Origin of the sequence: Bacillus sp. es.036, from assembly GCF_002563635.1 — a bacterium.
In the GTDB taxonomy this organism is placed as follows: domain Bacteria; phylum Bacillota; class Bacilli; order Bacillales; family Guptibacillaceae; genus Guptibacillus.
Map to the genome: position 1 here is coordinate 2,067,895 of NZ_PDIZ01000001.1, position 16,990 is coordinate 2,084,884.

The window sequence follows — 16,990 nt, forward strand, 5'->3', positions numbered from 1 at the left end:
ACAGAAATTCGCATCAAAAGGAATTAGGTTTTCTTCCAAATAGAAAAGCTTCCTGTTCTCACAGAAAGCTTTTTTCGCTTCTTATTTTTTCTCGGAAAGCCACTGAGCAACTGCTTCAGCTTGTTCTCCTTGAATGAGTCCCGCAGGCATTCCGGAGCCTTTACCATTATTAATAATGTCGAGAATTTCATCCTTGGAGTACTTTCCTCCAACCGCATTTAGAGCTGGTCCTACCTGGCCACCAAGATCACCACCGTGACAAGATGCACAATTTTGAGCGTAAATATCTTCAGGTGCAGCTGCTTCAGCCTGTTCTTGCTTTTCACCTTCGCCCTCAGCGCTCTCTTTGCCGTCCTGTTGCAATGCCCAGAAAGAAACACCAATAATGAGAATTAATCCGATAACGGCTGTCCAAGCAAATGGAATAAGCGGATTCTTTTTCATTTCTTTTCCTCCTTGTACCGATTCGCTGATGTCGTTTTCCCCAAATATGTAAGAGTAAACAAATCATAACTTATTTTACTTGAAAACGCTATGAAAGAAAAGGGGAAGCGAGGCAAATCACATATTTGTCATAGTTATTCACTCTATCTCTATGATAGCAAATTTTCTCAATAAAACAAACGGCATCAGCACAATTACTGATGCCAGTTCATATCATTTATTTTTCTAAATTAGAATGAAAATTAGTCCACTTTACCGCGGTTTCACGGAGTTTATACTTTTGGATTTTTCCAGAAGCAGTCATTGGATAGTCATCGACAAAAAAGATATGAGACGGGATTTTATATCTTGCAATTTTCCCTTCACAAAAATGAAGAATATCGGCAGGGGTAATCGTTTCATTCTCTTTCAATTGTACACAAGCCACAACGATTTCTCCGTATTTCTCATCTGGAACACCAATAACTTGAACGTCCTGAACAGCAGGATGTGTATATAAAAATTCTTCAATTTCTCGAGGGTACACATTCTCCCCACCACGAATGATCATATCCTTTAATCGCCCTGTAATCTGAACATACCCGCTCTCATTCATTTTCGCTAAATCTCCGGTATGTAGCCAACCGTCCTGGTCAATTACCTGCTTCGTCGCATCGGGCATGTGATAGTACCCTTTCATCACATGGTAACCTCTTGTACATAATTCTCCTATCTGATTTTCCTGAACTTCTTTACTCGTTAGAGGATCTACGATTTTAACCTCAACACCAGGTAAAGCTTGACCAACAGAATTTACTCTGTATTCAATCGGGTCATAAGTTCTAGTTTGGGTAATAACTGGAGAAGATTCCGTTTGACCATAAGCAATCGTAATTTCTTCCATATTCATTTTGTTCATCACATTTTTCATCACTTCAATTGGACAAGGACTTCCAGCCATGATTCCGGTACGCAAAGATCGCAAATCAAATGTATCAAATTCAGGAAGATTGAGCTCTGCAATAAACATCGTAGGTACACCGTGTAGGGCTGTGCACTTCTCCTGTTCCACCGTCTTCAATACAAGATTCGCCTCAAATTCAACAATCGGAACGATGGTGGCTCCTGCTGAAAAAGCAGCTAAAGTACCTAATACACAGCCAAAACAATGAAAGAAAGGCACTGGAATACAGAGACGATCTTCTTCTGTTAGTTTCATACACTGGCCAATCTGATAGCCGTTATTAAGGATATTGTAATGAGTAAGCATAACACCTTTTGGAAAACCAGTAGTCCCTGACGTATATTGCATATTGATCACATCATCAGGATCAAGCTCTTTCTTTCTTATATTCAACTCCTCTTCTGACGTTGACTTACCACATTGAAGGAATTCATTCCATGACATAAAAGAAGATTGTGGATTTGATCCGATATAAATCGCATGTTTTAAATAAGGGAGATCATGCAAGGCACATTTCCCATTAATAACCTGGTCACCACTTTTCGTCAGATCAAGAAAGGCTTTTGGATAAGAAGTACCTTTGAAACCATCAATTATAAATAGATGAGTGGCATCAGATTGCTTGAGAACGTACTCCAATTCAGTTGACTGATAGTTCGTATTCACAGTAACAAGCACCGCACCTATTTTAGCAGTGGCAAATTGCAATAGTAGCCATTCTGGTACATTCGTTGCCCATACGGCAATATGCTCTCCTTTGACCACACCTAAATCAAGTAGCGATTTTGCAACTGAATTAACTTCCCTATTAAATTCACTGAAAGTGTACCGAACATTTTCTTTTGCATATACGACAGCTTCTTTCGAGCCAAATTGATGAACCTGTCTCTCAAGCATCGCCCCAATTGTCTCATGAAGCAATTTCGTCATAGTCGCACCCCTTTTTAATTACCATGTTATAACTCGCATGTATACTGAATCAAAAGCAATTCCCAACACATCTCATCTAACCGAGCGCTCGTTCAGTTTAACAACCAATTTCACGAGCAATGACCATTCGTTGAATCTCTGATGTTCCTTCGCCAATTTCAAGTAGTTTCGCGTCTCTAAAATAACGCTCGACATGATAATCACGCATATAGCCATTTCCACCGTGAATTTGAACTGCCTGGTCGCAAACTTCCATACAGATTTCTGAAGCATATAATTTGCAGATAGAGGCTTCTTTTGTGAACTTTTTACCCTGGTCTTTTAACCAGGCAGCTTTGTATACCATTGTGCGAGCTAATTCTATTTTCATAGCCATATCTGCTAATTTAAATTGTATGGCTTGAAAACGTGAAATTGATCGACCAAACTGCTTCCGTTCATTTGCATACTGTAACGCCTTCTCATAAGCCGCCTGAGCAATTCCTACACCCATAGCACCAATCCCTATCCTTCCACCATCAAGCGTCATAAGGAATTGTCTAAAGCCATCTCCACGCTTCCCAAGTAGGTTCTCCTCCGGTACGACGACGTCTTCCATAACAAGTTCCGTTGTATTCGACGAATGCAATCCTAATTTCTCATAATTATCAATCACTCTAAAGCCAGGTGCGGAAGTAGGCGAAATTATAGCGCTAATTTCTTTTTCGCCGTCTTTACGATTTGTAATCGCCGTTAATGCAAGATGATCGGCGTAAGATGCATTTGTAATATAGCACTTATTCCCATTAATAACCCACTGGCCGTCATTGAGAAAGGCTTCTGTTTCTGTCCCTCCTGCATCTGATCCGGCATTAGGCTCTGTTAATCCAAATGCACCCAATGACTCTCCAGAACAAATTGGTGCAAGGTATTTTTGCTTCTGTTCTTCTGTGCCAAACAGGTGCAGCGGTGCTCCTCCAAGCGATACGTGAGCGGAATAAGTAATTCCAGTTGACCCGCACGCACGGCTTAATTCTTCTACGACAATGGCAAAGCTTATTGTATCTGCTCCTCCTCCACCGTACTCTTCTGGAAATGGAAGACCCATAATACCCAGTTCACCGAGTTGTTGAAAAATCTCTTTAGGAAACCTCTTTTCCTTATCTCTTTGTTCTGCACCAGGTGCAACCTTCTCATCTGCAAACTCTCTAATCATCTTTTGAATCATTTTTTGCTCTTTCGTTAAGTCAAAATTCATTACCATATAACCTCCTATAAATACCACCAAATTGAATGCGCTTACATTTTATTATCTCTTTTAGATGTAATTTTTTCAACATTTTAGAAAATAAAAATAATTTTATATATTATTTTTTTGTTACTAAGACTCTAAAGCCTATTATGACAAGAGGCAGTACTTTTATTTTCAAAACGGTCATTTGCAAAACGAAAGAAAAATCAGTAAAATAAATGACAAGAAATGTATTCTTTAATCCACATAGTAATTCTTCGTTGGCTAAATAAACAAGTTAAATACGAATGAGACATAAACGCTAATAAATAATAAAAAACTCTCTGACCGCTTAAGCAGTCAGAGAGTAAGTAAGTCTATTCCAGAAAATCTTTTAATCGTTTGCTACGGCTTGGATGGCGAAGTTTACGAAGAGCTTTTGCTTCAATCTGTCGGATTCGCTCACGCGTAACGCCAAAGACGCGTCCTACTTCTTCTAGCGTTCTTGTTCGCCCATCGTCTAGCCCGAAACGAAGTCTCAATACGTTTTCTTCTCGATCAGTTAGCGTATCTAGAACATCTTCAAGCTGCTCTTTCAGCAGTTCATAAGCTGCAGCATCCGATGGCGCAAGAGCATCTTGATCTTCAATAAAATCTCCAAGGTGGGAGTCGTCTTCTTCACCAATAGGCGTTTCAAGAGAGACAGGTTCTTGAGCAATCTTAAGAATTTCACGGACTTTCTCTGGAGAAAGATCCATTTCTTTACCAATTTCTTCAGGTGATGGTTCACGCCCAAGATCTTGAAGAAGTTGACGCTGAACTCGAATTAATTTATTAATCGTTTCGACCATATGAACGGGAATACGTATCGTTCTAGCTTGGTCTGCAATTGCTCGAGTAATGGCTTGACGAATCCACCACGTTGCATACGTACTAAATTTGTACCCTTTACGATAATCGAATTTTTCAACTGCTTTAATGAGTCCCATGTTCCCTTCTTGAATTAAATCTAAGAAGAGCATGCCTCGTCCAACGTATCTTTTCGCAATACTAACAACAAGTCGAAGGTTTGCTTCAGCGAGACGACGCTTAGCCTCTTCGTCACCTTCTTCGATACGTTGTGCTAGACTAATCTCTTCCTTTGCAGAAAGAAGGTCTACACGGCCAATCTCTTTTAGGTACATACGAACCGGATCATTTATTTTGACACCCGGAGGAACACTTAAGTCGTTTAAATCAAATTCTTCTTCTTTATTAACTTCTTGAGGCGAAGGATTATCAGAAGTATCTTCGATGACTTCAACACCTTGTTCCTCTAGATATTCAAAGAATTCATCCATTTGATCGGAATCCTGTTCAAATGGGGACAACCGTTCTACGATCGTAGAGTAAGTAATTAAGCTTGTTTTCTTTCCAAGCTCTACTAACTGCTCTTTCACTTGATCGATGGTTAATTCACCTTCCGCCGGTTGGCGAGTTGGTTTTTCAGCCATTCGATCCCCTCCTTCCATACATCTCAACAATAAAAATCAGTCATTATCTTAAAATGAATTTTTTAAGTTCTTTTTCATTTCAAGAATTTCCATAGCGATCTTGGCTGCCTGGACAAAATCTTGCTTCATTTCCGCTTCTTTCTTTTCTTTTTCTCTCTCTTCTATCTTTATCCATTCTGGATAATTTAACACCTGCCGGATATAATCATGTAATTCTTTGTCCGACACGTCATTATTTAAATCCATCATGGCCAGTTCAGAAGCAATTTTGACAAGGTTAGGATCAGTCAGCTGCTCCATGAATTGACTCACGTCAGCTTCATGGCCGTTAGCATAAAAGCTATACAGGTATGCAGCAATCGCACTATGCTCGTCAATATTAAACGAACCGCCAACCTCTTCCTGTACTTTTTCTGCCACTTCCAGATCACGCATCATATAAGCAAGTAAGATACGTTCTGCATTCTGGAATGCTGGTAAGAGCTTTTTCTTAACATAGAAATTTTTCCTAGCATTATTATCCCTTTTCGGAGGAGCATTATCCTTACTTTTCTTCCCCTCTTTAAAAAACTGGGAAACCTGCTGCTTTAAAGCATCGAGTGAAAGTGAGAATTCTTCCGCTAGCTGTCGTAAATAATGATCGCGTTCAACAGCATTAGGAAGACGGCTAATTTCTTTAAGTACTTCTTCGATATAGCGGATTCGTTCTCCTTCATCCGATAGGTTTTTTCCTGATCGAAAAACCTCCATTTTGAAAGCCATTACCGTTGGCGCTGCCCCTATTACATCCTTTTCAAACCGTTCTGCACCGTATGTCCGGATATAGTCATCGGGATCTAGTCCACCTGGCATTTTTGCTATTCTAACGTAGCACCCGGCTTCCATTAATTCGTCTGCCGCTCTTGTGGCAGCATTGGTTCCAGCCTTATCTGAGTCATAACAAATGACCACGGACTCTGTCTGTCTTCGCAGCAGCTTTGCTTGATCTTTCGTTAAAGCCGTACCTAAACTTGCTACAACGTTTTGTACCCCATTTCCGTATGCTGTAATCACATCAACATAGCCTTCTAATAGGATTGCCTGATCTTTTAAGCGAATAGCCGAGCGGGTAAGGTGAAATCCATAGAGAAACTTCCCTTTTTGAAAAAGCTTCGTTTCCGGACTATTTAAATATTTAGGTTCGCCATCTCCTATGATTCTTCCTCCGAATGCAACTGGTCTTCCTTTTGGATCCCAAATCGGAAACATAATCCTATTTCGAAAGCGATCGAAATACTTTCCATCAAATTCTCTTTTGGCGAGTAAGCCTGCGTCAGCCACTTTTGCGAGAGGGTAGTTTCTTTTTTCCAAATACGAGGTTGCATAGTCCCAAGAATCAGGTGCAAAGCCTAACTGAAACTTTTCAATCATTTCTTTCGAAAAACCTCGTTCATTAAGATAAGCACGGGCTTGTTCGCCTTCCGGAGTCTTAACCATACAATGATTGTATAGTTTAGCGAGAAAGTCATGGGCCTTATATATGGTGTCATTCTCAGAATTTGTTTTTGCACTACCGCTCTGATTCTCTTGCACTTCAGGTAAGTCAATACCGGATTTTTGTCCAAGACTTTGAACAGCTTCTACAAAGTTATACCCTTCAATTTCCATTAAAAATGAAAAAGCGTTCCCGCCAGCACCACATCCGAAGCAATGATAAATTTGTTTGTCCGGCGCTACTGAAAATGAAGGAGTGCTTTCACCGTGAAAAGGACAAAGGCCAAAGAAATTTCTTCCTTGCTTTTTCAGCTGGACATAATCGCTAATCACATCAACAATATCTGTGGATCGGCGAATCGCTTCAATTTTTTCTTCTGGGATTCTGCCACTCATTATTTATCACCAACAGACTCTATAGTTTCGACAAATAAAAATAATCTCCTTCATAGTTCGACAATATTTTTATTAGTTCTTCCCGAAATTGAACTCGATCATCACTGGTAAACTTTCGTGGACCTTTTGTATGCTTACCAGCTCTTCTACTTTTAGATGCCAGGTACCGCGTATGTAAAAGAGTCGATATGTTCTCTTCTGTATACTGTTTCCCTCTTGGAGAAAGAACAAAAACACCTTTTGGAAGGAGCAAACTTGCAAGACCATAGTCTTGGGTCACAGCAATATCGCCTTTTTTGGCATGGCGATGAATATAGAGATCCGCTTCTTCCTTTTCAGAGTCTACCATAACCCACTTCGCCTCACGGAACGTCGTGCTCATATGGGCATAAGAAGCAACAAAAATCGTTTCTACTTCTGATAGAGCTTTCTGAAAAGACATAATTTCTTCTTTAATTAGAACAGGACATGCATCTGCATCGACAAAAAGCGTCAGTTTCTTTTTCGTCATAATTCTCTATTCTACATCTCCCTGAGTTATCCTTCTTTTGATATTTATGTTTTAACTTTCAGAATTTTAGATCGCACTATTTCAGATAACTACTATATTCTTCTGAAAGCCTTCTTTAATGATTATAGACAAATTTTATTGACAATATTTGATTATATACTAAAAATATTAAATTGAACAGATAAAAACGATAAAAAAACGCCATCATCGAGAACATTTTTGTCTCGATAATGGTGTTTTCTTGTTATGTTTTTATTAAGATGTATGCTTCCCTTTATGAAGGCTTAAAATTAAATTAGCTGTTTCCTCTACTGCTCGATTTGAAACATCAATAACTTGGCAGTTCATTTTATTAATAATCGTATCGAAGTATTCCAGTTCATCTTTGATTCTTGTCATATTAGCATAGCTTGCTTCAGCATTTAATCCAAGCGCAATTAGTCGCTCTTTACGAATGTTATTTAACTTCTCAGGACTTATTTTTAGAGCATAGCATTTTCCTTCTGCAACATTAAATAATTCATCAGGCGGATCGACTTCAGGGACTATAGGAACATTGGCTACCTTCAACCTCTTGTGTGCTAAATATTGTGATAAAGGGGTTTTAGAAGTTCTAGAAACACCGACAAGCACAATATCCGCAAGAGCAATCCCACGTGGATCTCTCCCATCATCATACTTCACCGCAAATTCTATTGCCTCTACTCGACGAAAATAGTCTTCGTCAAGTTTATGTACAAGTCCAGGCTCATTTCGTGGTTCTTTCCCTATTACTGTTTTCATATGGTCAATCATTGGACCAATAATATCAATAGCCTGAATATTTTCTTTTGATGCGACTTCAAGTAGGAAATTTCTTAACTCCGGAACTACGAGAGTAAAAGCGACAATCGCTTTTGTTTCTTTGGCAAGAGTCATCACTTCGTGAATTGTCGCTGTATCTTCTACGTAAGGGACTCTTCGAACATCAAAATCGGTAGGGTCAAATTGACTTGCGGCTGCCTTTACAACAAGTTCCGCTGTTTCCCCTACCGAATCAGAAATCACATACACAATAGCACGATTCGTTGAATTCGTCATATAAACCTCCTAAGCTAAATAATTTCGTCTTTGGCAAGATCCACTAGTGCTCGCGTTACATTTGTCTTGGTTATCCTTCCAATAACCTCAATACCATTCTCTACTTCTTTTACAATCGGCAATGCATCAATCTGCTTTTCAATTAACTGATTCGCTACTTCGATTAAGAGATCATCTCTCTGACATACAGTAATATTCGGCATTCTCGTCATAATAATTGTAACGGGTATACTTTCAAGATCTTGTTTACCAAGTGCAGCTCTTAATAGATCTTTTCTAGATAATACACCAACGAGATGTGCCAATTCATTCACTACAAACAATGTGCCGACATCTTCTAGAAACATGGAACATATCGCATCATAGACACTTGCGTTTTCTTGTACGACGACGGGGATTGATTTGTAGTCATCAACTTTAATTTTTCTTATTTTCTCAGTAAGAAGCTGCGAACCAGTTTTACCTGTATAAAAATACCCGACTCTCGGCCTCGCGTCAAGATACCCTGCCATTGTTAAAATGGCTAGATCTGGTCTAAGCGTAGCTCTAGTCAAACTGAGCTTCTCTGCAATGTGTTCCCCTGTAATCGGCCCTTCATTTTTCACGATCTGAAGGATGGTTTCCTGCCTATTGTTTAATTGGATAAGAATCACCACCTTTAATAAGGTTATACTTTATTTTCATTATTATATACGATTATACCATTTTAACGAAAGTACTCCGCATCGTTTTGTGAAAACCATCTGTAAAATACTTTATTTAAAATAAAAAACCTCCGGATTACATTCCGCAGGCTAATCTAATTACTCAAGTTTAAACCGGTCCAATTGATCCAAAAAACGTTTTGATTTTAAATAAAGGCCGGAATAGGCATCAAAATAAAGGTTAAGAATTTGTCTAATCTCTTTTTTTGTTTCTTTTTTCAGCGAAATATTTCCCAATCTTCCCAAATCAATATGTGCAAATAAATGAAGAAGTTCTGCCGTCCGTTTCATAATTGGAATGTTATAAGGATCCACTGAAAGACACCGATGACATAGTAATCCACCTTCATTAATAGAGAAATGAAACTTCCCTTCAGAAAGACCACAGTTTGCACAACGATCTAGTTGTGGTGTAATTCCCGCAACGCGAAGCATTTTAAGCTCAAAAATAAATAAAATAACTTCAGGGTCTTTTTCTTCATTCAACGCATGAAGAACTTGATAAAGCATTTCAAATAAATAGGGATTGGGTTTTCTCTCTTCTGTTAATTTATCAACTAACTCTGCTGCATATGCCGCATAAGAAGTGAGAAACAAATCATTTCTTATAGAGCGAAACGAATCAATTATTTCTCCCTGATTCAATCCCCCAAGACCCGATGTATGCTGATAAAGGTACTGTCCATAGACAAAAAGTTGTGAAACAGCAGAAAGACGGCTTTTAGGTTTTTTTGCGCCTCTTGCCATGACGCCAACCTTACCCGTCTCTCTCGAATAAATCGTCAGTATTTTATTTGTTTCACCATAGTCCACGGTTCGAATTACAATTCCTTCAACCTTTTTTAACAAGAACTTTCACCAACCGTTTCCTGTTGCAATTCCAAAAGGTCAAGAGAGGCGAGGTACTTCTTCCATCTCGGTGAGAGAATCATTGTCTTCATCATTCGGTATTTCCATTTCCTTTAAAAGAAGATAAGTATCAATGTTTCCTGTTTCACAAAATATTTTCCAGGTAAACTCTAACACTTTAGATCCCACCTTTCATTTTGTAAAAAGTTTATCTCTTACCTCTAGCTTGACCTTACATAAGTCGGTTTATGTGATGGAATATTTAACAAAATTTCACTTAATAGTCATCTTCTCGATAACCATAATCACGTAACGATGAAGGTTTATTACGCCAATCCTTCACAACCTTCACCCAGATTTCCATAAATACACGGGAACCAAGAAGAGCTTCAATATCTTGACGAGCTCGTTTCCCAACTTCTTTTAGCATCTTTCCTTGCTTTCCAATAATGATGCCCTTCTGAGAAGAACGTTCAACAACCACCGTTACGTGAATATCAATGACGTCAGATCCTTCACGTTTTACCATTTGCTCGGTTACTACCGTAACAGAGTGAGGAATTTCTTCTCTCGTTAAATGAAGAACTTTCTCTCTCACAAGTTCAGCTACAATAAAGCGTTCAGGGTGATCGGTAACGTGATCACTTGGGTAATACTGTGGCCCTTCTTCAAGGTAGTCAACAACTTGCTCAAGGAGAGTGTTAACGTTATTTCCCTGCAATGCAGAGATTGGAACAATTTCAGCAAAAGAATATTTATCTTTATAAAAATTGATCATAGGGAATAGCTGTTCTGGATGAACCTGGTCAATTTTGTTGATCACAAGAAAGACTGGGCTTTCTACATTTTGCAAACGATCTATAATGTACTGATCACCAGCACCATAACCTTCTTCTGCATTAATCACAAATAAAATTAAATCAACTTCATTTAATGAACTCTGAGCCATTTTGATCATAAAATCGCCAAGTTTATGTTTAGGCTTATGAATACCTGGGGTATCAATGAAAACAACCTGAGCATCATCTCTTGAATAGACACCCTGTACCTTATTCCGGGTGGTTTGTGCTTTATCACTCATAATCGCAATTTTTTGTCCAATAACTTCGTTTAACAATGTCGATTTTCCTACATTTGGTCTACCGACGATTGATACAAATCCTGACTTAAACACTTCTTTACTCATTCAAATCCTCCGGTGAAAATGCGCCAGGAAGTAATTCGCTGACGGTTAATTCCTGTATTTTTCCATCTAAGTTAGTTAAAATCACTTGCATTCCTGGGTCACATAGTTCCGAGATCACTTGTCTACATGCACCACAAGGTGGGACAGGACGCTTTGTATCAGCTACAACTGCAATGGCTTTATATGATTTATGGCCTTCTGAGTAGGCTTTAAATAAAGCCGTACGCTCTGCACAATTACACATACTATAAGCAGCATTTTCAATATTACATCCGCCAAATACCGTACCATCCTCAGAAAGCAATGCCGCACCTACTTTAAACTTTGAGTAGGGCACATAGGCCATCTCTCTTGCTTTTTTTGCTTCCTCAATCAACATTTGCTTTTCCATTATAATTCCTCCTTATGACTGAAACAACTGAGCAATCGGTTCAAAAAAGAGAAGGACACCGATTATAACTGAAATAACTGCAAAAAGAAAGACTGCTGCAGCTGACACATCCTTTGCTACCTTTGCTATAGGATGTTCTTCTTCCGTAATTAAATCAATTGTTCTTTCAATGCCTGTATTTAGTGCTTCCAAACTTAGCATGATACCGATTACAGTTAGCAACACACACATTTTAATTACTGATAACCCCAACACTAACCCAGCTATTACGACCACAAAACCTGCTAGGAGATGGAAGAGAAAGTTTTGTTCATTTTTTATTAAGTAACGAAAACCTTGCGATGCATATAGAAAACTTCGCAAAAACCGCAGAAGCCTTGAACGCTTATCTTGTGAGGCCATATTGCTCTAAAAGCACTTTTTGTTTACCGAACATTTCTTTCTCATCTTCGTCTGTCATATGATCATAACCGAGTAAATGAAGGAAACCATGAACACATAAAAAACCCAGTTCACGTTCAAAGCTATGTCCATAATCAGCTGCCTGCTCTTCTATTTTCGGGACCGAAATGACAATTTCTCCAAGCAGGTGCGGTATTTGTTCATCAAATACGATCGGATCATCACCCTCTTCTTCGTCATCAAGAGCAAAAGAAATGACATCAGTTGGCTGATCTTTGCCGCGATAATCTCGGTTAATCTCCGTGATCCGCTCATTATTTACAAACATAATGGACACTTCGCTTCCAGCTTCAACCCCTTCTTCCTTTGCTGCATGGCTCAATAATTTTTCAAGCATTTCAAGCTGATCTTGTTTTAATGTTTCAGTTTCATCAATAAAATCAATTGTTAGATTCATGAAGTCACCTTCTTTTTTATTTCTGTTGGATACTCAATTCGACTGTGAAAAATGCCGTTCAACGTTTCTAGAATCGTTCTTGCAACAATGTCAAGCTCTTTTAGTGATAAATCACATTCGTCAAATTGACCATCTTCTAGTCTGTCAGTAATGATTTTTCTTACAAGCGATTCAATCGTTGTTGGATTTGGTTTCGACATCGATCTTACCGCCGCTTCAATGCAATCCGCAATTCCGACAACTGCCGCTTCCTTTGTCTGTGCTTTTGGCCCAGGGTATCGAAATTCCATTTCGGAAACCGTCTGATCCGTCTGTTCACTTGCTTTGTAATAAAAATATTTCAATAATGTTGTACCATGGTGTTGTTCAGCAATATCCACAATTTCTTTTGGCAATCGATGCTTTCTTAACATCTCAGCTCCATCAGAGGCATGCGATACAATAATCGTTTTACTTAGGTGAGGCGAAATCTTATCATGCGGATTTTCCATATTCATTTGATTTTCAATAAAGAAGTGGGGCCGTTTTGTTTTTCCGATATCATGATAATAAGCGCCTACTCGAGCAAGAAGACCATTTGCCTCAATTGATTCACAAGCTGCTTCTGACAAATTTGCCACCATCACACTATGATGGTAAGTTCCAGGCGTTTCCACGAGTATTTTTCTTAACAAGGGGTGATTTGGATTTGATAATTCAATTAACCTTGTAGTCGAAATAATGCGGAATCCAGCTTCAAAAAACGGCATCAATCCCAGAGTTAACATGGAAGATAAGAAACCAGACAAAAAGGCAAAGACAAAATGATAGCTAAGTTCTATACCACCATATTGGCCATTCTTTAACATTAATAATATAGCCACAGCTACTATGTTTATTAGTGAAACAAGCAATCCCGCTGTTAAAATGTTTGAACGATGATTTCTCTTTCCTAGAAAAAACACTCCTGATAGCGAACTCATTAAAACGTAGAATCCAAGCGAAGCATTCATTGGCCCAGTAATTTCTCCGTTAAAGAAAACCCCAGCACAAACGCCAAAAAGTAAGCTTGAAGCAATTGCTAATTGTTCGTTAAAAAGCATCTTTATTAACATGGACCCTACTGCTGCTGGAACGATATAAGCAATCCCAGGAACTTCTATCCCCTGTAATAAGCTTGATAGCTTAAGAACTAGAAGGGTGCTGAGATAAATAAGCACTAGAATAAGGAGGTTTGTATTTGAAGAACGAACTCTTGATTTGACGTCTTGAAAGAAATAATATAAATATCCTGTAAGTAACATCACAAGAAGAGCAAGTCCTACATACGGACCAGCATCAAAACCTTCATCAAGTAAACCAGCTAGTCGAAGCTGCTCCATTACTTCTCGGTTAATCATGGCGCCTTCTTCCACAATGATTTGTCCTTCGCGTATCATTACTGGCTGTACAGCTTCAATTGCTTCTTGACGACTTTGTTCTGTTTGTTCTGGATCAAGAAAGTAATTTGGTACAATACTTTGCTGTGCTACTGTAATCATTGCTTTCTTCTGGTCAGTTGGGAGCGAAGTAAGAGATAATCGGTCTTCAACATCTGATTTAGATTGCTCTAAATTATCAATTGATACACGATCAGTCATAACTTCCATTACCTCAGATAACGTTAGTTCTTTTATTAAACTAATTTGAGAAGGTTCCGCTTCAATTAACGGCTTTAATGTATCATCTGTAAGTTCATCAGACATTGAGACTGAAATAATTGATTGAAGCTCTGATATTTTTTCTTGAGTCGTTTTTTCCTCGGGTTCATTCTTATTCACTTTATCTATCCCAGAAAACAAATCATTTAACTTATCAAACTGGGACTGTGAAACCTCATCACGGTAAACATATTTCGCATCAACTTGAGCGGCTTTTGATCGCTCATCTTCTGTAGCGGTTTTATTTTCAATCGTAATTGGTGAAGCAATATCATGATCAGCTCTTGAATATAGCGTAATATCCAGGGACTCTGGCATAACATTTGATAACATCGTTAAGTACATAATGAGTGCCACTAGTCCATAAAGCGACCATTTTATCATTTTAATTTGTTCGATATTACGGAGATTATTTTGCAACAAATGCTTAATCTTCGCAATCATAGCTTCCTTCACCTCATAAGTTCTGGCCTCTACTGCTCTTCTTCATATTTTATCAGAATTCCCTAATTAATGGACCATAATCTTATAATATGTTCACGTCTTAATGCGCCTTGTCTCTTCTTATCCTTTTTTCACTAGTCCGACTCTCCAACTAGTTTGATTAACGATAGAGCCCTGGAAAGTTGAGGGATAAGGCTCAAAAAAGGCCCGTTTTCAAACGGGCCTTTTAAGCTTATTTTGTTTCATGTTCATATGCATCAATAATACGCTGAACTAACGGGTGGCGGACAACATCTGTCTGCTGAAGATAAATAAACGACACATCTTTTACTCGTTTAAGAATTTTTTCTGCGGCCGCTAAGCCTGATTCTTTTCCCTTAGGAAGATCGATCTGTGTGATATCACCAGTGATTACCATTTTTGAACCAAAACCTAACCGAGTCAAGAACATCTTCATTTGTTGAGAGGTTGTATTTTGTGCTTCATCCAAAATTACATAGCTATCGTCAAGGGTTCGCCCTCGCATATAGGCAAGCGGAGCGATCTCAATCGTACCTCTTTCAATCAGTCGAGTCGTTTGTTCAACCCCTAGAACATCATGAAGAGCATCATATAGGGGACGTAAATAAGGATCTACTTTTTCCTTCAAATCTCCTGGAAGAAAGCCTAAGCTTTCTCCAGCTTCAACTGCTGGACGAGTCAGAACAATCTTCTTCACTTGATTGTATTTAAGAGCAGTTACCGCCATAACAACGGCAAGATACGTTTTTCCAGTTCCAGCTGGCCCTATACCGAACACCAGGTCAGTCTTTTTCATCGCCGATACGTAATGGCGTTGACCAAGTGTTTTCACTTTAATCGGCTTTCCCTTTGCATTCGTGGTAATTTCCTCTTGATACAGTTCCAGAAGCTGATCAAGCATTCCTTGCTGCACTAATTGACACGCATAAACAACGTCTCTTCCAGAGATACTTGCGCCTCGTTTGATGAGGGTGTGAAGGGTATGCACAACTTCTTTTACCATCGTGATGCTTTCTTCATCCCCTCTCACAGATATACCTTCTCCTCGAGTAACAAGTGACACTTTAAGGGCTTCCTCAATTATCTTTAAATGCTCATCACCAGGGCCAAATAAGCTTTGAGCTTCATTAGAATTTTCTAGCTGTAATGTAAGATCAACATAAGATTCTGCCAATAGACCTCAATCTCCTTGAATAATCGGTATGTCTTTCCCAATCTCTTCTATTATTTCATAGTGTATCTTTACGTTTACTTTACCATTCTCTACCTCATGGTGTAAAATCTTTTCCTCTTTAATTTCTGCTTTTTCTGATGTTTTACTTATTATGTCTTCTCTACTTACTTGACTAGCTGCCTGAAGCGCTTCCTTTTCTGTATACTCTCTCGTTACTTCTTTGGTTTCTAGAAGCTCTTTTGTTTGAAATGATAAAGGAATTTCCCATTTTAAAAAGCGTAAATTCGTTTCACTTATCATTGTCTCATAACGAGAAAACTCCGGCTTTGAAAATCCCCATATTGGAAGATGAAAACCAAAAAAACCTACCGAATATTTCGTCTCTCTTTCACCAGTATTCGTTTCAAACGTAGATTTTAAAGGGATAGATACATTTGTTACATACCATGTTTTTCCATAAACTTCCCCTCTCGCTGGGACAAGTTCACTTTTTTCTTCTTTTCCAATAAACCCCGAAATGAGGAGCTGACCTGGTTTAACATAATCGTTTTCTTTTACCTGAACCTGTCCTTCTTCAACATATATTTTTGTAATAATGGCTTTTTTATCAGCCACGATATGCCTTGCATTTAAAGCAGGCTGTTTTTCAGGCAACTGTTTTTGAACAACTTCAAAGTGATACGTGGAACCACTTCTTTTAACACCGACCCAGGTAATTTCTTCAAGACTTTCTGTCATTTCTTGCTGTAGCTCCTGATTGGATGGTAACTGAAATATGAATGCACCTTTTTTCACTCCGAGTTCTTCGGCTACTTGCTTTAACTTATGCTCCACTTCAGGTGTTGCGCCATTCACAGTGATTGACCATACCATATTCGATAAAATGAGAATGAGTAGAATGCAACTTATAACCCCACTCAGAAACCCTCTAGAGTAGACTACTTTTTTTAAGATAAAAGGAAATCCTTTCCTTTCATTAATGCGTATTTTACATCTTGTCCTCTTTAAATGCGGCCTAATACGTTTAATATCGGTAGTGTAGAGCGATAACAGAATCGTTTCATTATCCACACGAGAGATGTCCCAAATTGGAATGTTGTACTCGATACAACGATTAATAAAAAGTTCCGTATAGGACCCGATCACTTTAATTCGCACATATCCAGAAAAAAGTTCTTTAATGTATTCCTTCATAATACCCTC

General features: G+C 38.6%; 17 protein-coding genes. All 17 read right to left on the reverse strand.

What is annotated here, in order from left to right; translation table 11 throughout:
- Positions 1-81 precede the first annotated feature (81 nt).
- A complete protein-coding gene (gene cccA, locus ATG70_RS10635; RefSeq protein WP_098444276.1) occupies positions 82-444 on the reverse strand; it encodes a cytochrome c550 in 363 nt (120 codons plus the stop codon).
- A gap of 217 nt (positions 445-661) precedes the next feature.
- On the reverse strand, positions 662-2,317 hold the full coding sequence (locus ATG70_RS10640; RefSeq protein ID WP_098444277.1) for an AMP-binding protein: 1,656 nt from the start codon (positions 2,315-2,317) through the stop codon (positions 662-664).
- A 97-nt stretch (positions 2,318-2,414) separates the two neighbouring features.
- Positions 2,415-3,554: an acyl-CoA dehydrogenase family protein gene (locus ATG70_RS10645; RefSeq protein WP_098444278.1), complete on the reverse strand. Its 1,140-nt coding sequence runs from the start codon at positions 3,552-3,554 to the stop codon at positions 2,415-2,417.
- A 350-nt stretch (positions 3,555-3,904) separates the two neighbouring features.
- Positions 3,905-5,020: an RNA polymerase sigma factor RpoD gene (rpoD, locus tag ATG70_RS10650; RefSeq protein WP_098444279.1), complete on the reverse strand. Its 1,116-nt coding sequence runs from the start codon at positions 5,018-5,020 to the stop codon at positions 3,905-3,907.
- A 48-nt stretch (positions 5,021-5,068) separates the two neighbouring features.
- Positions 5,069-6,889, reverse strand: coding sequence for a DNA primase (gene dnaG / locus ATG70_RS10655; RefSeq protein ID WP_098444280.1), 1,821 nt, complete (start codon positions 6,887-6,889; stop codon positions 5,069-5,071).
- A 19-nt stretch (positions 6,890-6,908) separates the two neighbouring features.
- Positions 6,909-7,400 (reverse strand): YaiI/YqxD family protein, encoded by a 492-nt coding sequence (locus ATG70_RS10660; protein ID WP_098444281.1) that lies wholly within the window; start codon positions 7,398-7,400, stop codon positions 6,909-6,911.
- 255 nt (positions 7,401-7,655) lie between these two features.
- A complete protein-coding gene (locus tag ATG70_RS10665; protein ID WP_098444282.1) occupies positions 7,656-8,480 on the reverse strand; it encodes a pyruvate, water dikinase regulatory protein in 825 nt (274 codons plus the stop codon).
- 14 nt (positions 8,481-8,494) lie between these two features.
- Entirely contained in the window at positions 8,495-9,133 is a 639-nt protein-coding gene (locus ATG70_RS10670) for a helix-turn-helix transcriptional regulator (RefSeq protein ID WP_165996774.1), read from the reverse strand.
- 150 nt (positions 9,134-9,283) lie between these two features.
- Entirely contained in the window at positions 9,284-10,033 is a 750-nt protein-coding gene (gene recO / locus ATG70_RS10675) for a DNA repair protein RecO (RefSeq protein WP_098444284.1), read from the reverse strand.
- A 39-nt stretch (positions 10,034-10,072) separates the two neighbouring features.
- A complete protein-coding gene (locus ATG70_RS10680) occupies positions 10,073-10,210 on the reverse strand; it encodes a YqzL family protein (RefSeq protein ID WP_098444285.1) in 138 nt (45 codons plus the stop codon).
- Between the two features lie 100 nt (positions 10,211-10,310).
- Entirely contained in the window at positions 10,311-11,219 is a 909-nt protein-coding gene (era, locus tag ATG70_RS10685; RefSeq protein WP_098444286.1) for a GTPase Era, read from the reverse strand.
- A complete protein-coding gene (locus tag ATG70_RS10690) occupies positions 11,212-11,610 on the reverse strand; it encodes a cytidine deaminase (RefSeq protein WP_098444287.1) in 399 nt (132 codons plus the stop codon). Before ATG70_RS10690 ends, era begins: the two co-directional genes overlap by 8 nt.
- Before the next feature lie 12 nt (positions 11,611-11,622).
- A complete protein-coding gene (locus tag ATG70_RS10695; RefSeq protein WP_098444288.1) occupies positions 11,623-12,012 on the reverse strand; it encodes a diacylglycerol kinase family protein in 390 nt (129 codons plus the stop codon).
- The gene (gene ybeY, locus ATG70_RS10700; protein WP_098444289.1) at positions 11,996-12,469 is read right to left on the reverse strand and encodes an rRNA maturation RNase YbeY; all 474 of its coding nucleotides are present in this window, start codon (positions 12,467-12,469) and stop codon (positions 11,996-11,998) included. The genes ATG70_RS10695 and ybeY overlap by 17 nt, the downstream gene beginning before the upstream one ends.
- On the reverse strand, positions 12,466-14,592 hold the full coding sequence (locus ATG70_RS10705; RefSeq protein WP_098444290.1) for an HD family phosphohydrolase: 2,127 nt from the start codon (positions 14,590-14,592) through the stop codon (positions 12,466-12,468). The genes ybeY and ATG70_RS10705 overlap by 4 nt, the downstream gene beginning before the upstream one ends.
- Before the next feature lie 232 nt (positions 14,593-14,824).
- A complete protein-coding gene (locus ATG70_RS10710) occupies positions 14,825-15,787 on the reverse strand; it encodes a PhoH family protein (RefSeq protein WP_098444291.1) in 963 nt (320 codons plus the stop codon).
- A gap of 6 nt (positions 15,788-15,793) precedes the next feature.
- Positions 15,794-16,981, reverse strand: a complete 1,188-nt coding sequence (gene yqfD, locus ATG70_RS10715) for a sporulation protein YqfD (protein WP_098444292.1) — start codon at positions 16,979-16,981, stop codon at positions 15,794-15,796.
- Between the last annotated feature and the right edge of the window lie 9 nt (positions 16,982-16,990).